Here is a 26,231-nt window from a genome sequence, read left to right on the forward strand (position 1 = left end):
GACGACAGGCGCGGTTGCGACGACGGCGGATGCGACGGCGCCCACAATGATGCTGGCCTCGGTCACGCTCAACGGCCGGCTGTTGCCAGGCGACTATCTGCTTGCGCGACGCGCCGGCGCATTCCTGGTGCGCGTGAAGGATCTGGCCGCCTGGCGGATGCGCCCGCCGACGGGCACGGCAGTGCTGATCGATGGCGACGCCTTTGTCGCGCTATCCGCGCTCGGCGGCGTCGCGGCCGCCTTCGACGAGCCCAACCAGGCCCTGTTGCTGACGGTGTCGCCCGAAGCCTTCGAAGCGACCAGCGTTGCGCCGGCCAGCGCCGTCGCCGCGCCCAGCGACAATATGCTCGCCGCCTTCCTCAACTATGACATTTCTGCCGAATATGCCGGCAAGGCGCGCCTGGGCGCCTTCGTGGAGGCCGGGCTGTCCGATGACTGGGGCGTGGTGTCGAACAGCATGCTGCTGGGCAACGGCACGGTCTATGGTCGGGCGACCCGGCTGGACAGCTATTATCTGCGTGACGATCCGATCAACCTGACGCGCCTCGTCATCGGCGATGGCGTAACGGATGCGCGCGACTGGACGCGGCAGATCCGCTTTGGCGGCGTGCGCTTCGGCACCGAGTTCGCCCTGCAGCCAAGCCTCCTGACCTTTCCGACCCCGTCCCTTGCCGGCAGCGCCGCCGTGCCGTCGAACGTGGAGCTGCTGGTGAACGGCACCCAACGCTTCCAGACCGATGTCGGCCAGGGGCCCTTCTCCATCAATCAGGTGCCGCTGGTCACGGGCGCCGGCCAGGTGACGCTGGTCATCCGCGATCCGCTGGGTGTAGAGCGGCGCGTCACGTCCAGCTACTATGTGAGTTCCCACCTGCTGCGCGCGGGCCTGGCGTCCTGGTCTATGGAGGCAGGAGCCGAACGGCGCGGCTATGGGCTGCGCAGCTTCGGCTATGACAATCCCTTCCTGGCCGGCACCTATCGCCGCGGCCTGACCGACCGGCTGACGATCGAGGGACGGGCCGAAGCCAGCGCCGACGTCACCATGGCCGGCGGCGGCGTCAACATGATCATCGTTCCGATCGGCGAGATCAGCCTGGCGGCAGCGGGATCGACGAGCCAGGCCGGTGAGGGCCTGTTGTATCGGGCAGCCTTTGCCCGCAACGCGCCGACCTGGAACGTCGCTCTCAGTTACCAGCGGGCGTCGAACCGCTATCGCGAAATCGGCGTGGAGCGTGCCAGCGAGCGGATCGTGGAACAGGTGCAGGGCTCTGCCGGATGGAGCCTGGGCACGATGGGCACGATCGGCGCATCCTATACCAGCCTGACCTATGCCGACAGCCAGTCCGCCCGCGTCCTGTCGGGCAATTACAGCCTGTCCCTGCGCGACAAGGCCTTTGTCAGCGCCTACGCGATCCGCAGCCACTTTTCGGAAAGCGGCCATGAAAACAGCATCGGCTTCAATCTGACCATCCCCTTCGGCCCGCGCAGCAGCGCCTATCTCCAGGCCGATCGGGGTGGCGTGCGGGCGGAAATGCGCAGCACTCCGCCGCAAAGCGGAGGCTGGGGCTATCGGGCGGCGATTTCGACCGGCAGCAATGCGCAGCAACAGGGCGAGATCCTGTGGCGCGGCAATGCGGTGGAGATGACCGCGCAGGTGGACCGTGCCGGCGGACAAACCGGTTGGCGTGTCACCGGCCAGGGCGGGCTGTTGCTGGCCGATGGCGCGCTGTTCCCGACCCGCCGGGTGGAAAGCGGCTTTGCCGTGGTGCGCGTGCCCGGCCAGGCAGATGTGCGCATCTATCAGGAAAACCGACTGGTCGCGCGGACCGACGCCCGTGGCATGGCCGTCATTCCCGACCTGCGCCCCTATGAAGTCAATCGCCTCAGCATCGCGGCGGCGGACGTGCCGATCGACATCCGAATGCCCAATGACCAGATCAGGGTGGTGCCGCGCTACCGGGGCGCCGTCAGCGCGCGTTTCGTCGCGGTCCGGGAGCATCCGGCGACATTGCGCATCGTCATGCCGGACGGCGCGCCGGCGGAAATCGGCGCCAGCGTCACCGCGGAAGATGAAAAATCCTTTGTCGGCAACGACGGCGCCGTCTTCATCCGCAGCCTTCATCCCGGCATGATGCTGTCCGTCGATACGGGGGACGGCCCCTGCCATGTTCGGGTCGACGCCGTGCCGGACGAAATGCTACCAGTGATCGGGCCGCTGACATGCGTGCCATAAGGAGGATGAGGATGCGCACTGGCCATGCCCTCTACGCCGTTGCGGTCGCGCTGGCGGCCCTGTTCATGGCGGCCCCCGCGCAGGCGGCGTGCGATCCCCTGGCCCTGTGCACCTGCACCGTATCGGCAAGCGGCCTGAGCTTCGGCAATTACAACCCGGTCGCCAGCGGGGATAATGATTCATCGGGAACGGTGCGCGTGCGCTGCTCGCTGGTGGTCGCGCTGGGCGGCAGCTACACGATCCAGCTGAGCAAGGGGACATCGTCCACCTATGCGCCACGCGTCCTGACCAGTGGCGGCTCGACGCTCGCCTATAATCTCTACACCAGCAATGCGCGCAACCAGGTCTGGGGCGATGGGACCGGCGGATCGCAGACGGTGACCAGCAATTTCATTGCGCTATTGAGTCTGGATCAAACCACGACCGTCTATGGCCGTATCCCGGCCGGGCAGAATGTCCCGCCCGGCAGTTATTCGGACACGGTGCTGGTCACGGTCATCTTCTGATCAGGCGACTCTGAACAGCGCCTATTCATTGGCTGCCAGGGAATAGCCATGGCAGGTCTGCGCGTCGAACTGGGTGGTCGTGATGCAATCGCGGCCGCGCTGCTTGCTGGCGTAAAGCTGGCGATCGGCTTCCGCCATCCACAGCTCGGCGGGCAGGTCGGCATGGCAACGGGCACTGGCGACGCCGATGCTGACGGTGATGAAGGGACTGACCTGCGACTGGGCATGGGGAATGTTGAGCGACTGGATCTGCAGCCGGATTTCCTGCGCAACCAGTTCTGCCCCCTGGGGGTCCGCGCCGGGCAGGATGCAGGCGAACTCCTCGCCGCCATAGCGCGCCGGCAGGTCGGTCGCGCGCTTGACCGCGCGGGTCAGTGCGGCGCCGACCATCGCGATGCAGCGATCCCCGGCGGGATGGCCATAGGTGTCGTTGAACTGCTTGAAGAAATCGATGTCGAGCATGATGACCGACATCCATTCCCCGGTCCGGGTCAAGCGCGCGCTTTCCGCCTGCAGCGACCGTTCCATGTGGCGACGATTGCTCAGGCCCGTTAGCGCATCGGTGACGGCCAGCGTCGCGAGCTGATCGCGCAGGCGCTTGAGTTCGACATGGTTGCCGACCCGCGCGCGCAATATCGCCGGCTGGATCGGCTTGGTCACATAGTCGATCGCGCCCAGCGACAGGCCGCGCATCTCATCTTCCGTATCGCCAAGCCCGGTGGTGAAGATGATCGGTATATCGACCAGCATGATGTCCGCCTTGATCTGGCGACAGACTTCGAACCCGTCGATGCCCGGCATCAGCACATCCAGCAGGATCAGGTCGGGCTGCACCGTGCGTGCAATGTCCAGCGCCTGCTGGCCCGACGTGGCGAAGCAGATCTCATAATCATCCTCCAGCACGGCGTTCATGATTTCGATGTTCGAAATCTCGTCATCGACGATCAGGATGGTGGCCTTGCTCATGATGTCGCTCCTGCCGGATCGATCGACCGGCCTGCTGTGCCCGCGCCCGGCGCATCGATCAGCGCGAGGGCGGTTTCATAATCCAGTTGCTCCAGCGCCCGCTGAACGGGATGGCCGGAGCGCTGATCGGGCGTCAGTCCCATTGCCTGCGCCAGCCGCTCGAACCCGGCGCGGGCGCTGAGGCTCCGGCGCGCGAGCAGCCCGCGCAACTCGGTGCGCGCCTGTTCGACCGCGTCATCATCCTGGACGGTGACGATCGCAACGTCCGATGCCTCTGCCCCCGCCGTCAGGCTGCGCGCGGCGGCGATCGCTGGTGCTATCGCCACCTCCAGATCAACGATCGCGGCCAGCGCCGGCCCGGTTTCGCCCGCCGCCAACATCCGTTCGATGTCCGACGCGATCTGCTGGACGCCGGGCAGTTCCAGCGATCCGGCCACGCCCTTCAGGCTATGGGCCAGGCGCCGCGCATCGGGCAGCAACCCTGCCGCCAAATGCGCCCGCAAATCCCGGCCAACATGGTCATAGCTGTCACCGAAGGTGACGATCAGCTTGCGCAGCAGCCCGGTCTTGCCATTGACCCGCGCCAGTGCGGCGGGCAGGTCGAAGGGCGGCAGCCGATCGGGCAGCGACGAACTGGCAACCGGCGGTGCCACTGTCGGCGCCACTTGCGTGGTCACTCGACCCGCCTTCAGCCAGCGATCCAGCACCCGGACCAGCACCGGCGGCTCTACCGGCTTGGCGATATGATCGTTCATGCCCGCGGCCTTGCAGCGCTGCTTTTCCTCCTCATAGGCATGGGCCGTCATGGCGATGATCGGCAGATCCTCGGCGTTCCATTGCTCGCGGATGATGCGGGTGGCGCTGATGCCGTCCATTTCGGGCATCTGCACGTCCATCAGCACGGCGGCATAACCGGCCCCCTTCTCGCGCACCATGTCGCAGGCGATGCGGCCATTTTCCGCGAAATCCACCTTCAACCCGGCATCGTCCAGCAGTTCGGCCGCAATCTCGCGGTTGATCTCATTATCCTCGACCAACAGCACGCGCAGCCCGCGCAGCGCCTCGGCCACCATCGGCAGGGCGGGCGTGGCCGAAGCGGCGACATGAACGACGGGCGCATGTTCCTCGGCGAAGATCTCGGTGATCGTATCCAGCAATATCTTGGGCACGACCGGCTTGGTCAGGAAGGCGGCAACCTTGTCGGTATCGACACCCTGCAACAGATCGTCGGCGCCATAGGCGGTGATGATCAGCGCCTTGGGACAGGGATGCCGCAGCGCTTTGGCGCGCAGCGCATCGACTGTTTCCATCCCGTCCATGCCGGGCATCTTCCAGTCGAGCAGGGCGAGGTCATAGGGCTCGCCCCGTTCGTCGGCATGTTCGATCGCGGCGATCGCCTCGCCGCCCGACGCCACCAGGTCCACCGCCATGCCCCAGCCGGCAAAGACGTCATGGATGATCTGGCGCGACGCCGGATTGTCGTCGGCGGCCAGCACGCGCAGCCGGCGGACATGCGCCGACATCGGCATTTCCAGCCCCATCGCCCGGTCGTCCGCATCCATCAGCATGTGGCAGATGAAGCTGCTGCCCTGGCCGGGTGCGCTTTCGACCGCGATGTCGCCGCCCATCTGCTCGACGATCTGGCGACAGATGGCGAGGCCAAGGCCGGTGCCACCGAACCGCCGCGTGGTCGAACTGTCCGCCTGGGTGAAGGAATGGAACAGCGATTTCTGCTGCTCGGGCGTCATGCCGATGCCGGTGTCGCGCACCGTCAGCTGCAGCCGCAACCGGCCATTCTGCTCGGACGCCGACAGGCCGATGGTGACGGTGCCTTCCTCGGAAAATTTGACGGCATTGCTCATCAGGTTGAGCACCACCTGGCAGAAGCGCATTTCGTCGCCGATAAGCCGCTCGGGCACATCGGCGTCGACCCGCGAGACGACCCTGACCTGCTTCGCCTCGGCATTGGCCGCGACCAGCTGGATCTGGTTCTCGATCGCGCTGCGCAGGGTGAAGGGATGCGCCTCCAGCGTCAGCTTGCCCGCTTCATTTTTCGAAAAATCGAGGATGTCGTTGATCAGCCGCAGCAGCGACACGCCAGCCTGGTTGATCTTGCCGATATAATCCTGCTGCTTGGGGTCGAGGTCGGTCCGGGCGACCAGATGGCAGAAGCCCAATATGGCATTCATCGGCGTGCGGATTTCATGGCTCATATTGGCCAGGAACAGGCTCTTCGCGCGATTGGCCTCCTCGGCCTCGCGGGTCCGTGCCTCCAGCGCCTGATTCTTGGCCAATATCTCCTCGCCCATCTTCTGGTTGCGCTGGAAACTCTCGACCAGCTTGTCGCTCAGCCAGACCAGCACCGCCGTCTGGAAGGCGACGATGCCGGCATGCAGCAGCACCCGTTCCAGATTGCCCTGCCCCGGAAACACCGCATAGGGCAGAAGATAGAGCAGCAGCAGATGATGCAGCGCCGTCGCCGTCGCCGCCGCCAGGATGGCGCGCTTGTCGCACCAGGCGATGGTCAGCGCCAGCATGGCGAAGAAATACATGTGCATGTCCATCTGCCAGGCATGGCCGCGCAGCAGGAACAGCAGGATCGCCGGCTCGCCCATCAGTGCGACGGCGGACAGATAGCGGGTTGCAGGGGCGATCCCCTGGCGCCACCAGGTCAGATGATAGGCCCCCGCCAGCAATGTGCCGCCCAGCGCCGCCGCGATCGGCGAATGGCCCGTAAGCAGGGCCACCGTCGCCAGCAACGGCACATGCGCCCAGAAGAGCGGCACGAGGAAGCGACCGAAATGGAAACGCAGCTTGTCCAGCTCGATAATCATGATGTCTGCCCCCCCGGCAATGGTTCGCCGCATTCGATCCGCGACGGCGTCGCGATCACGCCCCAGGCCCCCGCCCTGCGCAACGCCGCCGCGAAATCCGGCCGGTTCGACCCGGCAATGATGATGTTGGACAGGCGCCCCATGCCGACCAGCCCCCCGTCGGCCGCCCGCACCAGGTTGATCGCCTCGGCCCGCGACGCCCCCCAGGGCGCGATCACCAGATAGCGGCCCGAACCGCTGCCGCTCATGATCCAGGCGGCCGCCAGCCCGACCAGCCCCGCCAGCAACAGCAAAGCCGCAGGCAAATAGGCGGACATGGTGCAGGACGCGTCCATGCTGCCCGCGCGCGCGGGAGGGTTCAAAACCTTGAGCAACCCTGCCTCATCCATCGCATTATTAGGCCATGGAAGCATTTTACAATGGTTAAGAGGCCTTTGCCTGTTCTGTTCGCAAAATGATCGCCTGCCTTTCTCGACATGGCCAATATTTACATATGAAATTACAGAAAACGGGCTTGGATTGGCGGCATAATTTACAAGTTATACGTCAACCGCGCGCTCTTTTCTGCAATTCCGGCATCGGCTTGCCCGGCTCGCCCGAACATGGCATCTGCGCCGGCCGAACCCATATTTTTGCCGGACGAGCCCCTGTCTATGGTCGTGTGCAACGCTGCGCCCGGCCCTTGGAGGCGCTTCTCCGGCATCGCCGAGGACAATGCGCCAGCCTGCCCGTCATCCGTCCCTGTCCGACCATCAGCGCACCGGCGATGTCTCCATCGCCGCGACCGCACCCGATCGCGCGTCCCGCCTGGCGGCGCATGGTGCCGCCTGATGCTGTTCGGCCAACTCCATTCCGATATCTTCGCGCTGTTCGCCGGGTCGAACCGCTTTCTCTACGAGCGCGTGCTGATCGGCCTCTATGAAGGCTTCTACCGTTCCGACCTGCATTTCCCGACCCAGGGCGAGGTCGTCCAGCTGATCTATACGCTGCTGGGCGACAATGCGGAGCTGTGGCGCGAGGATGAAAGCCCGGTGGTGCTGGACAAGCTGGCCGCGCGACCGGGCCGCCGCGTGCGCCGGCGCAAGCTGGAAGCCGCCGACGCGCAGGCGACCAGCGCGGCGATGATGCGCGCCCGGCATATCTACAACCGACTGCAGGCAACCGGCTGGATCGAGGAAAGCCGCTATGGCCTGAAGGTCACGGTCGACATGCCGGCCGGCGCCATGCGCCTGGCCGAATTTCTCTGCAGCTTGCGCGAAGGCCTGTCCGACCAGCTTGGCGGCCTTGTCATCCAGGTGAAGAACGAGCTGGAAGCCCTGCAGCGCAATGCGCGGGAAAATGCGCCCGGCCTGCACAAGGCGGCGCGCGACGCCGCCAGCTTCGGCCGCTATCTGCGCAGCGTGCTGAGCGCGCTGCGCGACATCGACAAGCGGGTGGTGGAAAGCGACAGCGTCGGCCGCCGGCTGCGCCATTATTTCGAGGATTTCGTCGAGAAGCTGCTGCTGCAGGATTATGCGGCCATCTCGACCACTTCCCACCCCTATCGCTTCCGCCATCGCATCTTCACCGCGCTGGACGCGATCGAGGATTCGATCGCCGACGTCGCCGCCATCGCCGAAGCCTATAATGAGGCCCGACTGGCGCCCGATCCGTCTGCCGCCCGCGATCTGGTCTATGACGATCTGCACAAGGTGCGGCGCGTGTTCGACCAGATAGAGGAGGCTTTCGAGCGCATCCAGCAGCATCGCAGCCGGCTGGAGACGCGGCTGCGCAACACCGTCCGCTATGCCGGACGGCGCGGCAACAGCTTCCTCCAGCGCAGCGAGCCGATGCTGCTGCAACTCGATCGGCTGCTCGCCCGGACGGATGGACAGGATATGGCGCCGTCCATGTCCGGTCTGCTGGAACCGCGCCGGTCCTACTGGTCCCCCGCCCTGCTTGCTCGGCCGCGCACCTATCGTTCGACGGTTTCGGGCGGCCTGCTGGTCCTGCCGCCGCCCGATCCCCTGCGCGAATGGCGCAAGCGGCTGGACCGGGACTATCTGGCCCGCCTTGCCGTCACGCCCGAACAGGTGAGCCGCTTCCTCGAACGGCGCGTGGCGCCCTTCGGATCGGGCGAGGCCAGCCGCTTCGCGATCGAGACGGTCGATGATTTCCTGACGCTCGAAGCGCTGCGCCTGTCCGTGCTGGCCGCCGATGCCGACGGCCGGGGCAATACCATCGCCAACCATCTGGCGCCCCATTTCCGCTTCTCGGTCGATACCGGATCGACCATCGACAATGACTGGCTGCACTGCGCGGGCTTCACCGTCTCGCGCATCGGCGATGCCGTGACCCCAGAGATACAAGATGCTCAGTGAATTTCAGACCCTGGAGGCGCGCGATCCGCGCCGGATGCACCGCGTGACCCAGGCGATCAGCCAGTTGCTGCGCCATCAGTTCCTGCATGTGCAGGATCGCGGCTCATCGGCGCTGCTCGAAGTCCTGCTCCGCCCCGAGGTCGAGCGGCTGGTGGCGGATTATTTCGAAGTCGCCGGCTACCGGCTGGTGGTGCGCGAAAGCGAGGGCTGGGCCGGCATCCTGCCCGACACCGAACAGATCGGCCATCCGCGCATGCGGATCGACGAGACGCTGGTGCTGCTGCTGTTCCGCCGATTGTGGGAAGAAGGCATCCAGGAAGGCGATGTCGAACGCTATGGCAGCGTGATGGTGACGCTCAACGCCGCCTATGACGCCTATCAGGACATGGTCGCCCGCGCCCGCCGCGCGACGCTGGGCATCAACGAGTTCAAGGCACTGGTCACCGCACTCGACCGCCGGGCGATCGTCCATATGGGCGACATCGACGACGAGATGGAGGACATGCCGATCACCATCCGCGCGCTGATCGCCACCGTCGCGGGCGAGGAGTTCATGGCCCATCTCGAACAATTGCTGGCCGGCGGCGACTATCAGGAAAGCGAGACGGAGGAGCCCGTCATCGATCTGGATGACGCCGACGAGGAGGAGGTCGCATGATGCAGCTTGCCCATATCGCACTGGTGCAATGGCATCTGTTCGGTCGCGAGGACCTGGCCGTCGGCGGCGACACCGCCGTGCTGGGCCAGAACCGCTCCGGCAAGTCGACGCTGATCGACCTCATCCAGGCGGTGATGACCGGCGGTTCGCGGCGCTGGTATCAGTTCAATCGTTCCGCCGGCGAAACCGGCAGCCGCAAGTCGGAACGCACGCTGCGCGGCTATTGCCTCGGCCAGCTCAACGAACATGAATTTCTGCGCCAGGAATCCGTCACCCACATCGTGCTGACGTTCGACGATCCCGATGGCCTGCGTCCGCCGGTGAGTGTGGGCCTGTGCGTCGAGGCATCCGCGATCGAGGATGCGCAGGTGGTCGGCCGCTATATCGCGCCCGGCGTGCGGGTGGATACCGATCTGCTGATCGAGCATCTGGACGGCGGGCAGCAGCGCTCGGCGCCCTGGAGCCTGGTGCGCGAACGGCTGGAGCAGGCCTGCACAGCGGCCGGCACCCAACTCATTCGCCCCGACGGCCCACGCAACCATATCCGCGAATATATGCGCCAGCTGTTCACCGGCCGGCGCCACAGCGATCCGGATCGGTTCATCCGCGCCTTCGTCATGGCCCTGTCGTTCGAGGATATGCGCTCGGTCGAGGGCTTCGTGCATAATTTCCTGCTCGCCCGGAACGACATCGACATCGGCGAGCTGCGCGAGGGCATCCAGCGCTATCGCGACATCCAGAAGGATGTGCATGAGCTGGAACGGCGGCTCGACGCGCTGCGGGCGCTGGCCGAACTTGTGTCCCGCTTCGTCACCTTGCTGGAACGGGAGGATGTCGCCCGTGGCACCGCCCGCCTCGCCGCCATGATCGAGGCGGGCGCCGCGCTGATCGCCAATCTGCGCGAACGGCGCGACACGCTGGCGGAACTGGACGACATCCAGCACGATATCGGCCGCTGCGATGCGGAGATCGCGGCACTGGGCGATCGGCAGGACAGCCTGCTCGCCCAGTCCGTGGCGGAGGGTGCTGCCGGCAAGCGTGCCGTGGTCGCCAGCGAACTCAAGGCCGTGGACCTGGCCCGCACCGGCGTGGTGCAACGGCTCGAAGCCCGCTTCCGTGCGGCCGCGCTCGGCGCCAGCCTGCTCGACCATCGCGAGCGGCTCGCGCCCCTGAAACTCGGCGCCCTGTTCCAGGCGCTGGAGGCGCTGCGGCAGCAGAGCGACGGGCTGGAGCCGCCGACATGGCCACGCGATCCGCTGGCGATGGAGGATCTGATCGCCACCGCCCGCCGCAGCGCCATCGATAGCGTCGCCAAGATCCAGGAACGGCGCGACCAGGCGATCGCCCAGCGGCGTGGCCTGCAGGACGAACTGCCCGATCTGGTCGCGCGCCGCGACAAGGCGCGCGCCGGCCAGGTGAGCCTGGATGATCGCACCATCCGCCTGATGGCCGCGCTGGAGCGGGAGAATATGCGCCCGCGCACGCTCTGCCAGGTGGCCGAAATCGTCGATCCGCAATGGCGCGAAGCGGCCGAGGCACTGCTCGGGCGCGACCGAGAGGCGATCCTGGTCGATCCCGAACATGCGTCCCGCGCGGTCGAGATCGTGCGCGCCAACCGCGACGGCTTCCGCGGATGCCGGGTCATCAACAGCCGGCGCCTCGCCGAACAGCCGCCCGGCTTCGACACCGATTCCCTCGCCACCGTCTTTGCCAGCGACGATCCGCTGGCGATCGCCTTCCTGCGCTTCCGCACGGGTCAGGTGCGCCTCGCCGGCACCCAGGCGGAATTGCTGGCGGGCGGCCGCGCGATCATGCGCGATGGCGCCTATAATAGCGGCATCGTGGTCGAGGTGCTGCGCACCCGCGACCTCAAGATCGGCCGGGCCGCAGCCCCGCTGATGGAGGCCGAACTGCTCGCCCGGATCGAGGATCGGCAGGCGCTGATCGCCGTCCATGCCGAAACCGAGCGGTTCCATGACGATATTCATCGCAAGCTGCTGCCGCTGATGGCCGATGTCGATCCGGCCGACCGGCTCGACCTGCTGGTCGCCGCGATCGACCAGCATGAGGAAAGCCGCACCGAATTGCAGCACCGGCTCGACAAGATCGCGATGACGGTCGATCCGGCGATCCAGCACAATCTGGACAAGGTGAAGCTGCAACTGCGCAGCGCCACCGAGGAAAAGGAAGAACTGATCGGCCGGCGCGGCCAGCTTGGCCAGGCCAGGATCGAAATCCAGCGGCGGCTGGATGCGGGCGATGCCCAGCCCGGCTCCTGGCTCTGCCTGCGCTCGCGGCGCGCCCTGTTCAAGGATCGGGTGCGCTCATCGGCCAGCCTCTCGATCCTGCGCGAGGCCTATCGCCAGCAGCGCGGACGTCCCCTGCCCCGACTGGTGCAGGAGATGATGAAGCGCGCGGACGAGGCCCGCGACGCCTATCAGGCGTTGCAGGGCGAAATTCGCGAGACGCTGGGCCATTACCGCGCCGATTTCGACAATAGCGCGCCCATTGCCCTGCCCGGCGCGATCGCGACCGAGGTGAAGCCCTGGCTCGCCGCCAATATCGCGGCGCTGGAGGAAAATGAGCTGATCCAGTATCGGCGCCAGGCCGACGAAGCCGCCGAGCAGATCGGCCAGCTGTTCCGCACCGCCTTCATCCATGAGCTGAACGCCCGCTTCAACGATCTGCGTTCGGAGTTGGACAACCTCACCCGCGCGCTGCGGATGCGGCCGCTCCACGGCGAGATCTACACGCTCCATGCCCGTCCCAAGGAGGAGTTTGCCGCGCTCCACCGGCTGGCGCGCGAGAGCGAGCATGACGAACTGACCTTCGACGCCCTCTTTGGCCGGGCCGCCCCGCGCGACGCCGAACATGCCCAGGCGCTGGCGGAGGTCGAACGGCTGCTGAGCGACGAGTCCCTCGATTTCTCGGCCTACCAGGATTACCGCAACTATTTCACCTTCGACCTGCGCATGAAGGATGTGAACAAGGGGCGCACCACCAGCTATGACAAGCGCAAGGGCACGGCGAGCGGCGCGGAGCGGCAAGTGCCCTATTATGTGGTGATCGGCGCGGCGCTGGCCAGCATCTATCATGGCGCGCGCCGGCAATATGAGCGGGCGGAGCTGGGTCTGGGCCTTGCCGTGTTCGACGAGGCGTTCAGCAAGATGGACGGCCCCAACCAGCGCACCCTGCTCGAATTTTACGACGATATCGGGCTGCAGGTGGTGATCGCCGCCCCATCGGAAAAGCGCGCGGTCGTCTATGAAAATCTCGACAGCGTGATCGACGTGTTCCGCCATGGCGACAATGCCAGCGCCGAAGCCGTCCGCATCAAGCCCCATGCCCGCACCCAGATGCGCGCCGCCAACCCGCAGCATCTGGACGATGCCGCGCTGGCCGAACGGCTCGACCTCTTCGCGCTCGACAGCGCGGAATAGGACAAGGCGGCTTCAGGGGCGCCGTCCTGCGCCCCTGAAGCCGCCATTCGATCAGGGGCGCGAAGCTGCCACGCGGATCACGCCCACGCCCTTGACCGTTTCGATCTTCGTGCCGAACGGCGTGGACAGGCGCTGCAGCCGTTCCAGGATGCGCGCACCGACCGTGGCATCGGCCAGGTGCGGCACGCCCTTGCCCGCACCCGTCGCGTTGACGCCCAGGTCGACGGGATAGAGGCGGATTTCGCTCAACTGGCCATCCTTGTAATGGCTCACCGCGATTACCGTTTCATAGAGGTTGGGATCGCCAAATTCCTTCGCGCCGCGCGCCTGCAGCAGTTCGGGTGCGGTCACGCTGCCCGGCGTGATGCCGAACTGGTCGTACATGTCGGCCGGCAGGTCATCCAGGCTGTTGTTCATCATCGCGAAGTTGCCGAGCGAATAGAAGATCGGCTTGCCCTTGTAGATTTCGATCCCGCGCAGCTGGTGCGGGCCATGGCCGACATAGGCGTCCGCGCCGGCATCGATCGCCTGATGGGCCAGACCCTGGGCGAAATTGGCGGGCGTCTGGCTGGCATTGCCGGGCTCATGATTATGCAGCGAGAAGACGGCGAAATTGCCATTCTGCTTGGCCTGGCGCACGGCCAGCATGTTGGCGGCGACATCCCTGGCGTTGAGATCATATTCGATCGTCATCGGTGCGGTCGGGGTTGTCGTCGTCCGATATTCGCGGCCCTTCATCTTGACCGACGCCCCCGCCTTGGTGCCCGCCAGCCGGGCGATCGTCGCCAGGTCGGTATCGGACACCAGGCCGACCTCGACGCTGCGGATGGTGTTGGCGCCGCCACGGCCGGGCACCTGGCCCAGTGGATCGGAGGCCGGCGTCATCGGCGTGAAGCTGGTGGTGGCCGACACCAGCCCGACGCGGCCATGCGGCCCGTCATAATAGGCCGGCGCACGGGCCGCGGTCATCGACCGGCCGGTGCCGGCATGGACGATATGCGCGCCGTCGAGCAGCGCCAGCGTGTCATACAGCCCCTCCACGCCCCAGTCGGTGGCATGGTTGTTGGCATGGCCGACAATGTCGATGCCCATCTTCGCCACATCGGCCGGGACGGCGGGATCGGCCAGCATCCAGGTGCCGCCCGACTCCGCCTGCGGCGAGCCCTTGAAGGTCTTGAGGTCGAGCGCGGTCGTCTCGAAATTGCCGAAGGTCACGTCCGCGCCACGCAGGATGCGCAGCATGTCGGGCGACTGCTGCTCGATCGTCGCCAGCATCGGCCGCAGATAGATGAGGTCGCCGACCGCCGCGAAGCTGAAATCACCGGCGATCGGGCTGGTCGGCACGCGGCGGGTCGACAGCTGGCCGCCGCTTTCCTCTTCCTCGGCATGGGCCGTGATCGGCGCGGTCAGCATCAGCGCGGCGCCGGCCAGCGACAGGCTGCGCACCGCGCGGCGGCGAAGAATCTTGGACAGCATCAACGGACTTCCCCTTTGTAACTTTGTGTCGGGGATAGCCGGTCGGGCTGACATGAACCTGTCGCCGGGACAGGCTTTTCTGTTCGGCGAGCCTATTCGGCGCGAAACGCGATGGTGACGCACAACCCTCGGCCGGTCCGTCCGTCGGCCAGGCTGATCTGCGCGCCCATCCGGTCGGCGAGCGCGCGGGCGATCGGCAGGCCAAGGCCGGTGCCCGGCGTCGCGCTGTTGCCCGGCATGCGGTAGAAACGGTCCCACACCTTCTCGCGCTGAGCCTCGGGAATGCCCGGACCATCATCGTCGATATCGACCATCGCCTGCCCCTCGCGGCGATAGAGATGGACGGTCACCGTGCCGCCCGGCCGATTGTAGCGGATCGCATTGTCGAGCAGATTGCCGATCAGCTCCGCCGCCAGCCCCGGCTGGCCGACTGCCATGGCCGGACCGACCATCGCCTTGTCATAGCCGATCTCGATATCGGCCGGCGCCTGGGCCGCGCGATCGGCGATCACGTCCGCGGCAACTTCGGACAGGTCGAACGGTACCATCCGCATGTCGCCATCCTCCTCGCTGCGGGCGAGCGCGATCAACTGGCGCAGCAATTGTTCGAGGCTGTCGATGGCGTGGGGAATATCCTGCAACGCCGCCTTGCCCTGGGGCGAGGCCGCGCCATAGCGATCAAGCACATCGAGATGGACCCGCGCCACGGCAAGCGGCGTGCGCATCTGGTGCGAGGCGTTGGAGGTGAACTGCCGCAGCGAATTGGTCGCCCGCTCCAGCCGCGCCATCAGCCCGTTGAAGGCCGCGACGAACGGCTTGATCTCGACCGGCGTGGCTTCCGCCATTTCCATGCGGAAAGCCGGCGACGCCTCGCGCCGGGCGGCCTCCACCTGCCCCGTCAGGTCCGACAGCGGTCGCAGTCCCCAGCGGATCGCCCACCAGAAGAGCAGCCCGGTGACCAGCAGCACCGCGACGCCGACCAGCAGCACCTGGCGCAGGAACAGCCGTTCATAGGCGGACCGATCATCCAGATAGTCGGCAATCTGGATCGCGATCAGCTTGTCATCGCCATAGGCACGGCGCATCTCGGTCGCGATCCGCACCGGCTTGCCGTGCAGCGTGCTGCTGCGCAGATAGGCCGCCTGGGTAACATAATGGGCGTCCGCCGGATCGAGATAGCCGCGCACCAGCGGCGTCTTGCGATAGGCATTCTTGAAGGTCGCGGGCGGATGGCGATCGGTCACGCCGTCCCAGTCCGCGCGATAGTCGGCAGGCGGTTTCAGGCTGGGATCGCCGGCGACCAGCGTATCGCCACGATAGACGCTGTAATGGACCACCGGCCGGGCGCGGCGCTGAAGCAGGTGAATGACCAGCGGCACCAGCCGCTTCTGGTCGGCCGGCGGGCTGTTATAGGCAAGGCTGAGCGTCCGGACCGACCCCACCAGCACCCGATCGACCGTGTCCGCCTCCGTATTGTGATTGACCAGTGCGGTGATGACGGAAAAGACCAGCACCAGCGCCGTCAGCGGCATCATCACCGCCCCCGTCAGGCGCAGCCGCAGCGAGGAAGACAATCTGCGCATGTGCGTGGCGGTCGATCAGTCCGGCGCTCAGGCCGCTTCGATCATATAGCCCAGCCCGCGGATCGTGCGGATCGACGGGCCGGACGGCTGCAACTTGCGGCGCAGGCGGCCGACATAGACCTCCAGCGCATTGGGCGTGACGGCATCGTCGAAGTTGAACACTTCGGCCGACAGCCTTTCCTTGGCCACCACCTTGCCCGGCCGGCCCATCAGCGTCTCCAGCACCGCCAGTTCGCGTCGGCGCAGGTCGATCATGCTGCCTTCCAGATAGACAGTGCGGCTGGACCGGTCGAAGGTCAGCGTGCCGATGCGCAGCACCGGATCGAGTGTGCCCTGGCTGCGTCGCACCAGCGCGCGGACCCGCGATTCCAGCTCGCGCGGATCGAACGGCTTGGCCATATAATCGTCGGCCCCGCGATCCAGACCATTGATCCGGTCGTCGATCATGTCACGTGCGGTCAGGATGATGATCGGCGTCCGCGCACCGCGCGCGCGCAGCCGGCTCAGCACTTCCAGGCCGTCCAGATCGGGCAGGCCCAGGTCCAGGATGATCGCGCTATAGGGTTCCTGATCGGCCAGCCGCAGCGCATCCTCGCCGCTGGTCAATATGTCGACGGCAAAGCCCGCGCCTTCCAGCGAGGCCATGATCCCCCGCGCCAGACGCTCATCATCTTCCACCAGCAACAAACGCATTACAGCACTCCTACCGATCCCGGCAGGCACCCTCGATCGACATTAAATTGCGATACGCATCCGCAGCAGGAATGCAAATACCAAATAAAAAGCCCTTATCTTGCCGTTGATTGCAAGATCGGCCGCCCCACCCCTCTCTGTGTCAGGTTCGTGACAGCGACTCCGGTTAGGACTCGCCAGGAAAGACGGACGACGACGGATTTTCCGCCGTACGCGCCGCCAGAAAAAACAGATCGCAGCGCGGCAAGAGCGCTTCGGGCGCACAAGGGGAAAATAGATATGACGACCGTTCGGTCCTCGCTCGCGGGGGCGCTCATCTGCATGGCTGCGGCACTGCCCGCTGCCGCCATGGCGCAATCGGCCAGCCCGGCCCCGGCTGATGCCGCATCGCTCGCCCGTCTCGACGCGCTGTTTGCGCGCTGGAACAGCGAGACCGCCCCCGGCTGCGCCGTCGCCGTCTCGCGCAATGGCCAGGCGATCGCTACCCGCGCCTATGGCATGGCCAGCCTGGAACTGGGCGTCCCCCTCACCCCGGACAGCATCTTCGAGGCCGGATCGGACTCCAAGCAGTTCACCGCCGCCGCGACCCTGATGCTGGCACATGCCGGCAAGCTGTCGCTGGACGATGACATCCGCAAGGTCGTGCCGGAAATGCCCGATTACGGCACCCCGGTCACGATCCGCCACCTGCTGCACCACACCAGCGGCCTGCGCGACTGGGGCTCGGTCGCCGCGATCGAGGGCTGGCCGCGCAACAGCCGCACCGCCGACAATCAGGACATGCTGAACATCGTCGCGCGCCAGAAGGAACTGAACTTCGCGCCCGGCAGCCATTATCTCTACAGCAACAGCAATTATAACCTGCTCGCCATCATCGTCGCGCGGGTCAGCGGCCAGTCGCTCGCCGACTTCACCCAGGACCATATCTTCAAGCCGCTGGGCATGACCCACACACGCTGGCGCGACGATCATGGCGATGTCGTGCCGGGCCGCACCGGTGCCTATGAATTCGACGATGGCGTCTATCGCAACGACCAGGTGATTGAGGACGCCTATGGCAATGGCGGCCTGCTGACCACGGTCGGCGATCTGGTGAAGTGGCAGGCGGCGCTCGACGCCGACACGTTCGGCGCCGGCTTCACCGCGCAGATGCAGACGCCGACCAAGCTCAATGACGGCACGCCGATCGCCTATGCGCTGGCGCTGGTGAACCTCGACCATCATGGCCAGCAGGAAGTCAGCCATAGCGGGTCGACCGGCGGCTACCGCGCCTGGATGGCCCGCTATCCGCAGCACAAGCTGGCCGTGTCGCTGCTCTGCAATACCGGCAATGCCGACACGCCGGTGCTGGGCCGCGATGTCGCCGACATCTTCCTGCCCGCCTACAAGGCCAAGACCTATACCCCCAAGGGGCCGCTGCCCTCGGGCACCTATGCCGACAGCATGACCGGCTTCCCGGTCCGCTTCGACAGCGACGACAAGGGCAATCTGCGCGCAGACGGCCGGGTGCTGACCCCGGTGGGTCCGGGCCGCTGGGCCCAGCGCGAGGATATCTTCGCCTTTGGCAAGACCGGCCTGACGCTGGAACATCGCGAGGGCGAGAAGATCGCCTATCGCAAGGTCGATGCCGTCACCGCCTTCGACGCCAAGCCCTATGTCGGCCGCTTCTGCGGCGTCGACACCTTCGCCTGCCTCAGCTTCAAGCAGCAGGGCGACACGCTGACCTATAGCGGCCCGCGCTGGTACAACACGCCGCTCAGCCCCGCCTATGCCGACGTCTTCACCGGCGAGGCCGCGCCGGGCGCGGGCCGCATCACCGTCAAGTTCGAACGCGACGCATCGGGCGCGGTCACCGCGCTGCGCTTTGGCGAAGGGCGTGCCTACGACGTCGCCTTCCGCCGCGTCGCCGACTGATTTTCAGCCATCACACAAGAGCCGCTCGGGTCGCGGCCACAACAAAGCAAGAGCAAAAGGGGACTATTGGAAATGCGTATTGAAGACACTGGATTTCGCCGCCTGCTGATGGCGGGCAGCGCCGGGGCCGCTCTGGTCCTGTCCCTCGCCTCGGCGCAGCTCGCCATGGCACAGGACAGCACGCCCGCCGCCGACGATGACGCCGGTTCGATCGTCGTCACCGGTTCGCGCATCGACCGCAAGGGCTTCGACGCGCCGACCCCGACCACCGTCGTGGGCGAAAGCGAACTGCGCCAGGGCGCCCGTCCCAGCATCGCGCAGGTGCTGAACGACCTGCCGCAGTTCCGCGCAACCCAGTCGCCGGCCAGCACCGTCGCCAACACCAACTCCTCCTCGTCGGCGATGGACCTTCGCGGCCTGGGCGTCACCCGCACCCTGACCCTGCTCAACAACCGCCGCTTCACCGGCTCGTCGGACCTCAACACCGTGCCGCAGGGCCTGGTGAAGCGGGTCGAGATCGTCACCGGCGGCGCCAGCGCAGCCTGGGGCTCGGGCGCGATCGGCGGCGTCGTCAACATCATGCTCGACGATGATCTGGAAGGCCTGACCATCGGCGCGCAGAACGGCGTGTCGTCGCGCGGCGACGGCTATCGCTACAGCTTCGACGGCACCTTCGGCACCCATTTCGCCGACGGCCGCGGCCACTTCATGATCGGCGCCGAATATCAGAATGACGAGGGCATTCTCGACCGCAACTCGCGCAAGAATGTCGGCAGCGCCAACCTCTTCTCGCCGACCACGGGCGACCATGACTATATCCTGGTGCGCGACGTCAACAGCTCGACCACCAGCCTCGGCGGCCTGATCACCTCGGGCACGCTCAAGGGCCAGACCTTCAATTCGGACGGCACGCTGCGCGCCTTCCAGTACGGCAGCCAGATCAGCGGTTCGACCATGGTCGGCGGCGAAGGCGTGGCCACCAACGACGAATATGCGCTGACCAACCCTTATCAGCGCGTCAACAGCTATGCCCGCGCCAGCTTTGAGGTTGGCGACGCCACCTTCTGGGCGGACGGCAGCTACAGCCGCATCTGGGCCAAATATCCCTTCTATGCGGAAAATGGCACCTACACCCTGTCGGCCAGCAATCCCTATCTGTCGCAGTCGATCCGCGATCAGCTCGCCGCCGCCGGCGAGACCAGCATCAAGGTCGGCCGCTTCTTCGAGGATTATGGCTATCGCACCTTCGGCTATTATCGCCAGAATGTGGAAGGCGCGATCGGCGTCGATGGCAGCTTCGCGGACGGCAAATGGCGCTATTCGGCCTATTACAGCCATGGCGAAAACCGCAACATGCAGAGCTATGACAACCAGATCACCGGCGCGAACCTGACCGCCGCGCTGGATGCCGTGACCGACAGCAGCGGCAATATCGTCTGCCGCACCGCGCTCACCGATCCGACGACCGCCTGCCGCCCGCTCAACATCCTGGGCGAAGGCGCCGCCAGCCAGGACGCGATCGACTATGTGTTCGGCAATGTCGCCCGCGTCGTCTACACCACCAAGCTCGACAGCGCCGGCGCCAGCCTGCGCGGCGATCCCTTCTCCACCTGGGCCGGCCCGGTTTCGGTCGCCTTCGGTGCGGAAGCCCGCTGGGAAGAGCAGGTCACCAACAGCCTCGACGCCACCTCGGCCGCCAAGGGCTTCAGCCGCTTCAACTTCTCGCCGCTCGACGGCGGGTTCAACGTCCAGGAAGCGTTCGGCGAAGTCGCCATCCCGCTGCTCGACCAGCCGTTCAGCAAGCTCGATGTCAACGGTGCGGCCCGCTACAGCCGCTACAGCACCAGCGGTGGCATCTGGTCGTGGAAGCTGGGTGTGACCGATCGCATCTTCGACAATCTGCTGCTGCGCGTGTCGCGTTCGCGTGACATCCGCTCCGGCAGCCTGGCGGAACTCTACACCACCACCACGACCAGCTTCACCACGGTCGCGGAAAATGGCAGCACCTACTCGATCACCCGCTATGGCGGCGGCAATGCGAACCTGAAGCCCGAAATCGGCAGCACGCTGACCGCCGGCGCGGTGTTCACGCCGACCTTCCTGCCGGGCTTCAACCTGTCGGTCGACTATTACAACATCAAGCTCAAGGACGCGATCACCTCGCTGGGTGCGCAGGACGTCATCAGCGGTTGCGCCAACGGCAATACCGACCTGTGCAGCCAGATCGTGCGTGACACTGCCGGTGCCCCGACCACCATCTACACCACCTATATCAACTTGGCCGAATACAAGACCGCCGGCGTGGATATCGAGGCCAGCTACACCCTGCCGCTGAGCAAGGTGAGCGGCGGCCTGGGCGGCACGATGCGCTTCCGCGGCCTTGCCACCTATGTCGACAAGGTGCTGATCAACGACGGCATGACCAGCGTCGACCGCGCCGGTGACGTGGGCGACAATGTCAGCTTCGGCACGCCGCACTGGCGCGCCACCGGGTCGATCAACTACAGCAGCCAGGACGTCTCGGTCGACGCCCGCGTCCGCTATGTCGGCGGCGGCAAGTTCAACCATGCGCTGGATATCGCCAACAACGACATCGCCGCCCGCGTCTATGTCGACCTCGGTGCCCAGGTGAATGTCGACAAGTTTACCCTGTTCGCCAACGTCAACAACCTGTTCGACCGCGATCCGCCGCTGACCACCTATGGCGCGATCCACTATGACACGATCGGCCGTTACATGACGGTCGGCGCCAAGGTTCGCTTCTGATCCCTGGCTGATCGATGTGCGCGGGCAACCCCTTGCCCCCTGCCCGCGCACATTGAAAACCCGCCTTCGAACGACCGGCACGCACGCGGCGGGCTTTCATGCGCCGCCCCGCTGGGCTAGCACGCGCTATCCATCCGGTGCAGGATCATGGACGTTCGATGCTCACGGTTCGACAGATAGAAATTTTCCGCGCCGTCATGATTACCAAGACGGTCAGCGGCGCCGCGCGGATGCTCGGCACGTCCCAGCCCGGCCTCAGCCGGATGCTCGGCCATATGGAGGACAGGCTGCAGTTCCGCCTGTTCGACCGCACCCGCGGCCGGCTGGTGCCGACCCAGGAAGCGGGCGTGCTGTTCGAGGAGATCGAACGCATCTACAAGGGCTTCGACGATCTCGCCCATGTCATCCGCCGGCTGGCCAAGGGGGAGGACAAGACCTTTCGCGTCGGCGCATCGCCCTCGCTCGGCCATTCGATCCTGCCCCAGATGCTGGCCCGCCTCAGCGCCAATTATCCCGGCCTCACCATCCAGTTCGACATTCTCTCGGTCGAACAGGCGATCGATTATCTCGCGCTCCAGCGCGGCGAATATGCGCTGACCGTCTTTCCGATCGATCATCCCAACATCCTGTCCAGCCGGATCGGCGCCGGGCGCATGGTCTGCGCCGTGCCCAGCCATCATCCACTGGCGGATCGCGACCGGATCGGCGTGGCGGACCTTGCCGGCGCGCAACTGCAATCCTTCCGCCCCGACACGCCCCATGGGCGGATCATCACCGACATGTTCGCCCGCGCCGGGCAGGAACCGGACGTTTCCACCTATATCCGCTTCGCCGAAACCGCGGTCGCCTTCGTCGCGAACGGCATGGGCGTGGCGCTGGTCGACAGCTTCACCGCGATGCAGCCCCATGCCGACACCGTCCGCTTCCTGGAATTTGAAGACCCCGGCGTGCTTCCGGTCTATATCAACCGCAATATGGAATCGCCGCGCGCCATCATCGGCGAAACCTTCGAGGAGATTGCCCGCAGTGCGATGCTCGCCCTGCCGCGCCCGCCAAAGCCATAACATAGCGATATAGCGAAGCGCATCTGGAGCGGTGGAAATTACCTATTGAATGGATGAGGCATAGCCATCCGCAGAATAGAAGCCGACAGGCCACCGGACAAGCAAGGCAAGGGCGCAGGGCGCCGCGAGAGGATGAAAGGCATTATTCGAGATGGCCAGCTATTCCGCCACCGGCAGCGTGTCCGTGCGGCCCTATGTGACCGTTGACGGCCAGGCTGCGCCCGTCGCATCGGACAGCCTATGGACCGCGCGCCAGATACTGGTCGTCGCCATCTGCTTCATCCTCAACATGCTTGACGGCATGGACGTGCTGATCCTGTCCTATATCGCCCCCGCCCTGTCGACCGACTGGCAGGTGACGCCCGAACGGCTGGGCGTGGTGTTCAGCGCCGGGCTGGCCGGTATGGCCGCCGGCGGCCTGCTGATCGCGCCGATGGCCGACAGGTTCGGCCGCCGCAAGCTGATCCTCGCCTCGCTGGTGATGATGGCCGGCGCCATGTTCGGCTCGGCCATGGCCGCCAATATCGGCGAACTGATCGTCAGCCGCTTCATCGTCGGCATCGGCATCGGCACGGTGCTGGCCAGCATGGCAGCGCTCACCGCCGAATATGCCCCGCCCCGGCATCGCACCTTCGCGGTCGGTTTCCTCCAGGCCGGCTATCCGGTCGGCGCCACCATCACCGGCTTCATCGTCGCCAACTTGCTGCCCATTTACGGCTGGCAGGCGATGCTGCTGGGCGCGGCGATCCTCTGCACCCTGTCCCTGCCCTTCGTCTGGCTGTTGCTGCCCGAAAGCATCGACTTCCTGCTCAGCCGCCAGCCCAAGGGCGCGCTGGAAAAGGCCAACCGCCTGCTCCGCTCGATGGGCCAGCCGGCGGTCGACACGCTGCCCGCCAGGAAGGTGCATGAAGCCAACAAGGCCGGTGTGCGCGGCCTGCTGACCGATGGCCGCGCGACCGGCACCATCCTGCTGTGGATGGCTACCATCTCCGGCTTCATGACGCTCTATTTCGTCATCAGCTGGATCCCCAAGCTGGCGGTCGAGGCCGGCCTGCCGGCCAAGGACGCCATCTATGCCGGCGCCATCTACAATATCGGTGCCTTTGTCGGCGTGACCCTGATCGGCATAGCCGGCACCCATTTCGACCTGCGCCGTCTGATCCTGGGCTATATGTCGGCCGCCGCCGTCACGCTGGTCCTGTTCGGATCGGTCACCATGCCGCTGATCGCGACGCTCGCCACCGCCTTCCTGATCGGCGTCTTCGTCCAGGGCGGCTTCAACGGCTGCTACCCGCTCGCCGCCAGCCTCTATCCGCCCGAAGCACGCGGCACCGGCATCGGCTGGGCCATGGGCGTCGGCCGGATCGGCGCAGTGATCGGGCCGATGCTGGGCGGCTTCCTGCTCGCGGCGAAAGTCTCACTGCCTGTCATCTTCGGTGTCTTCGCGGTGCCAGCCGTCATCGCGGGCATCTGCGCCGCGATGATCCGCCTGCCCAAGGCCGACTGACCGCCCCTCTTCCAAGGATAATGCCATGTTCCAGTCCCCCGCGCCCGTCGCGGATCGCCCCCGCGCGTCCATTCTCTGCGGCCTGATCGGCCAGGGCATCGCCGGATCGCGCAGCCCGCACATGCACGAGACGGAGGCAAAGGCGCTCGGCCTGACCCTCGTCTACCGCATCCTCGATGCCGATCGGATGGGCTATGACGCGGACGACCTGCCCCGCCTGCTGCCGATGCTGGGCGCGATGGGCTTTGACGGGATCAACGTCACCCATCCCTTCAAGCAGGCGGTCATCCCCTTGCTCGACAGCCTGTCCGACGCGGCGCGGGCATTGGGCGCGGTCAACACCATATTGTTCCGCAACGGCCGGGCGCATGGCGACAATACGGACTGGTCGGGCTATCGCGCCCATTTAGTCGCAGGCCTTGCCGATCGCCCGCGCGGCCGGATCGCGATGATCGGTGCAGGCGGCGCTGCGGCAGCGGTCGGCTATGCCCATCTCGACCTTGGCGCGACGCATCTTGCCATCGTCGATCCGGCACAGGACCGCGCGGCGGCGCTGGCCGATCGGCTTGGCGCGCTCTTCCCGGCGGCGCAGGTGCAGGCCATGGCCCATGCGGCCGATGCCATAGCCGGCGCCGATGGCGTGGTCCAGACCTCCCCGATCGGCATGCTCAGCCATCCCGGCCTGCCCTTCGATCCCGATCTGCTGACGCCCGATCAATGGGTGTCGGACATCATCTATTTCCCGCTGCACACCCCGTTGCTGGTGGCGGCGCAGGCCAAGGGCTGCGCCATACTGACCGGCGGCGGCATGGCGGTGATGCAGGCGGCCCATGCCTTCGCCCTGTTCACAGCGGTCGCACCGGACAGCAACCGCATGCTGGCGGACTTCGCCCGCGCGACCGATGCGGCTGTCGCGCCATGATCGCCGACAGCCCGCCCGCCATCGTCCTGCCCGTCCAGGTCGCCGAAGCGGTGAAGCCCGCGCCGCAATTGCAGGGGCCGCCCGCCGGACCACAGACGCCCCCACCCCCGCCGCCGGCCGCGCCCCAGGCCGGCTGGCGCACACGGCTCAAGGACAGCGGCGTCAACCTCACCTTCTCCTATGTCTCCGAAAGCGCCGCATCGATCAGCGGCGGGCGCGATCAGGGCGCAGCCTATACCCAGCAATTGCTGGCATCGGCGGTCGTCGACACCGGCAAGGCGTTCGGCCTTTCAGGCGGGAAGATCATCGCGACGATCATCCATCGCAAGGGGCAGGATCTGACCGCGACCCGCATCGGCAATCTGTTCGAGGTGCAGGAACTGTTCGGCGGCGGGCAGGATCTGCGCCCGGCGGAACTGAGCTATGAGCAGCAGTTGAACGGCGGCCGGACCGCGCTCAAGATCGGCCTCTATCATACGGGCGACGATTTCGCGACCTTGCCCTCGGGCTGCCAGTTCCAGAATTTCGCCTTCTGCCCGCGCCCGACCACGCTCTTCTACAATAGCGGCTTTTCCGGCTTCCCGATCCCGCGCTGGGGCATCCGCGCCCGGCAGGACATCGGCCATGGGCTGAGCATCAGCGTCGCCGCCTTCGAAGTGAACAGCATCCGCGCCCAGACCGGCAATGGCTGGCAACTGGCGCCGCGTTTCGACAGTGTCGTCCTGCCGGTCGAACTGGGCTGGAAATCGGGCCAGGGCGCGGGGCAATTGCCCGGCCTGGTCCGGGTCGGCGGCCTCATCGACACGACCGACAAGCCCGACGTCTATGCCGACGCCAATGGCGATTCCTACGCCCTGTCCGGCCTCGCCCCGGCCACCCGGCGCGAACGGTGGAGCGCCTGGGCCATGGCGGAAAAGATGATCGTCCGCTTCGGCCCCGGCGAACGCGGCCTGTCGCTGTTCGGCACCATGACCCTGTCCGACCGGGCGACCGCGCGCGTGCCCCTGTTCCTGAGCGGCGGCTTCGTCGCGCGCGGCCTGTGGGACAATCGGCCCAGGGACAATTTCGGCCTCGGCCTCGTCTATGCCAGGGTCAATCCGCGCATCGCCGATCGGCAGCGCGACCAGCAGATGCTGGGACAGGATGTCGATCCGCAGCGCTGGGAAGCAAGCGGCGAAATCTTCTATGGCTGGCAGGCGACCCGCGCATTGCTGCTGCGCCCCAACCTCCAATATATCCACCGCGTCGGGGCGACGAGCCGCTATCCCGATGCGGTGGTGGCCGGCATGACGATCAAGCTGATCCTCTGACC

At 66.2% G+C, this 26,231-nt stretch carries 17 protein-coding genes; 11 read left to right on the top strand and 6 right to left on the bottom strand.

What is annotated here, in order from left to right:
* Window positions 1–46 precede the first annotated feature (46 nt).
* Window positions 47–2,230: a fimbria/pilus outer membrane usher protein gene (locus DIZ22_RS12890; protein WP_048938499.1), complete on the top strand. Its 2,184-nt coding sequence runs from the start codon at window positions 47–49 to the stop codon at window positions 2,228–2,230.
* A 5-nt stretch (window positions 2,231–2,235) separates the two neighbouring features.
* Complete coding sequence (locus DIZ22_RS12895) at window positions 2,236–2,736, top strand: spore coat U domain-containing protein (RefSeq protein ID WP_240626727.1); 501 nt, start codon at window positions 2,236–2,238, stop codon at window positions 2,734–2,736.
* Window positions 2,737–2,757: 21 nt separating this feature from the next.
* Here DIZ22_RS12895 and DIZ22_RS12900 read toward each other — a convergent pair whose 3' ends face one another.
* From DIZ22_RS12900 to DIZ22_RS12910, 3 genes are read right to left on the bottom strand one after another with little or no spacing between them, the layout of a single operon-like run.
* Entirely contained in the window at window positions 2,758–3,702 is a 945-nt protein-coding gene (locus DIZ22_RS12900) for a diguanylate cyclase (RefSeq protein ID WP_037507622.1), read from the bottom strand.
* Window positions 3,699–6,536 carry a response regulator gene (locus DIZ22_RS12905; protein ID WP_122928249.1) on the bottom strand — a complete coding sequence of 946 codons (2,838 nt, stop codon included), beginning with the start codon at window positions 6,534–6,536 and terminating at the stop codon, window positions 3,699–3,701. Before DIZ22_RS12905 ends, DIZ22_RS12900 begins: the two co-directional genes overlap by 4 nt.
* A complete protein-coding gene (locus tag DIZ22_RS12910; protein WP_010338507.1) occupies window positions 6,533–6,853 on the bottom strand; it encodes a hypothetical protein in 321 nt (106 codons plus the stop codon). Before DIZ22_RS12910 ends, DIZ22_RS12905 begins: the two co-directional genes overlap by 4 nt.
* Before the next feature lie 513 nt (window positions 6,854–7,366).
* On the opposite strand from DIZ22_RS12910, the gene DIZ22_RS12920 reads away from it, so the two are divergent.
* Genes DIZ22_RS12920 through DIZ22_RS12930 form a run of 3 tightly spaced genes read left to right on the top strand, consistent with a single transcriptional unit; the run spans window position 7,367 to window position 12,994 of the window.
* Entirely contained in the window at window positions 7,367–8,896 is a 1,530-nt protein-coding gene (locus DIZ22_RS12920) for a Wadjet anti-phage system protein JetA family protein (RefSeq protein WP_122928252.1), read from the top strand.
* The gene (locus DIZ22_RS12925) at window positions 8,886–9,554 is read left to right on the top strand and encodes a DUF4194 domain-containing protein (protein WP_048938469.1); all 669 of its coding nucleotides are present in this window, start codon (window positions 8,886–8,888) and stop codon (window positions 9,552–9,554) included. The genes DIZ22_RS12920 and DIZ22_RS12925 overlap by 11 nt, the downstream gene beginning before the upstream one ends.
* Window positions 9,551–12,994, top strand: coding sequence for an SbcC/MukB-like Walker B domain-containing protein (locus DIZ22_RS12930; RefSeq protein WP_122928253.1), 3,444 nt, complete (start codon window positions 9,551–9,553; stop codon window positions 12,992–12,994). The genes DIZ22_RS12925 and DIZ22_RS12930 overlap by 4 nt, the downstream gene beginning before the upstream one ends.
* Window positions 12,995–13,045: 51 nt before the next feature.
* Here DIZ22_RS12930 and DIZ22_RS12935 read toward each other — a convergent pair whose 3' ends face one another.
* From DIZ22_RS12935 to DIZ22_RS12945, 3 genes are all read right to left on the bottom strand, one after another.
* Window positions 13,046–14,470 carry a CapA family protein gene (locus DIZ22_RS12935; protein ID WP_122928254.1) on the bottom strand — a complete coding sequence of 475 codons (1,425 nt, stop codon included), beginning with the start codon at window positions 14,468–14,470 and terminating at the stop codon, window positions 13,046–13,048.
* Between the two features lie 92 nt (window positions 14,471–14,562).
* A complete protein-coding gene (locus tag DIZ22_RS12940) occupies window positions 14,563–16,053 on the bottom strand; it encodes a HAMP domain-containing sensor histidine kinase (protein WP_122928255.1) in 1,491 nt (496 codons plus the stop codon).
* A 27-nt stretch (window positions 16,054–16,080) separates the two neighbouring features.
* Window positions 16,081–16,746, bottom strand: coding sequence for a response regulator transcription factor (locus tag DIZ22_RS12945; protein ID WP_010338501.1), 666 nt, complete (start codon window positions 16,744–16,746; stop codon window positions 16,081–16,083).
* Window positions 16,747–17,025: 279 nt separating this feature from the next.
* On the opposite strand from DIZ22_RS12945, the gene DIZ22_RS12950 reads away from it, so the two are divergent.
* The 6 genes from DIZ22_RS12950 (at window position 17,026) to DIZ22_RS12975 (ending at window position 26,229) form a co-directional block, all read left to right on the top strand.
* On the top strand, window positions 17,026–18,660 hold the full coding sequence (locus tag DIZ22_RS12950; protein WP_122928256.1) for a serine hydrolase domain-containing protein: 1,635 nt from the start codon (window positions 17,026–17,028) through the stop codon (window positions 18,658–18,660).
* A gap of 72 nt (window positions 18,661–18,732) precedes the next feature.
* Window positions 18,733–21,426 (top strand): TonB-dependent receptor, encoded by a 2,694-nt coding sequence (locus DIZ22_RS12955; RefSeq protein ID WP_122928257.1) that lies wholly within the window; start codon window positions 18,733–18,735, stop codon window positions 21,424–21,426.
* 158 nt (window positions 21,427–21,584) lie between these two features.
* A complete protein-coding gene (locus tag DIZ22_RS12960) occupies window positions 21,585–22,490 on the top strand; it encodes a LysR family transcriptional regulator (RefSeq protein ID WP_122928258.1) in 906 nt (301 codons plus the stop codon).
* A 151-nt stretch (window positions 22,491–22,641) separates the two neighbouring features.
* Window positions 22,642–23,997, top strand: coding sequence for an MFS transporter (locus DIZ22_RS12965; protein WP_122928259.1), 1,356 nt, complete (start codon window positions 22,642–22,644; stop codon window positions 23,995–23,997).
* Between the two features lie 25 nt (window positions 23,998–24,022).
* Window positions 24,023–24,919, top strand: coding sequence for a shikimate dehydrogenase (locus tag DIZ22_RS12970; RefSeq protein ID WP_048938461.1), 897 nt, complete (start codon window positions 24,023–24,025; stop codon window positions 24,917–24,919).
* On the top strand, window positions 24,916–26,229 hold the full coding sequence (locus DIZ22_RS12975) for a carbohydrate porin (protein WP_122928260.1): 1,314 nt from the start codon (window positions 24,916–24,918) through the stop codon (window positions 26,227–26,229). The genes DIZ22_RS12970 and DIZ22_RS12975 overlap by 4 nt, the downstream gene beginning before the upstream one ends.
* The last annotated feature ends 2 nt before the right edge of the window (window positions 26,230–26,231 follow it).

The sequence above is a fragment of the Sphingobium sp. LF-16 genome (genome assembly GCF_003711185.1).
GTDB classification, from domain to species: domain Bacteria; phylum Pseudomonadota; class Alphaproteobacteria; order Sphingomonadales; family Sphingomonadaceae; genus Sphingobium; species Sphingobium yanoikuyae_A.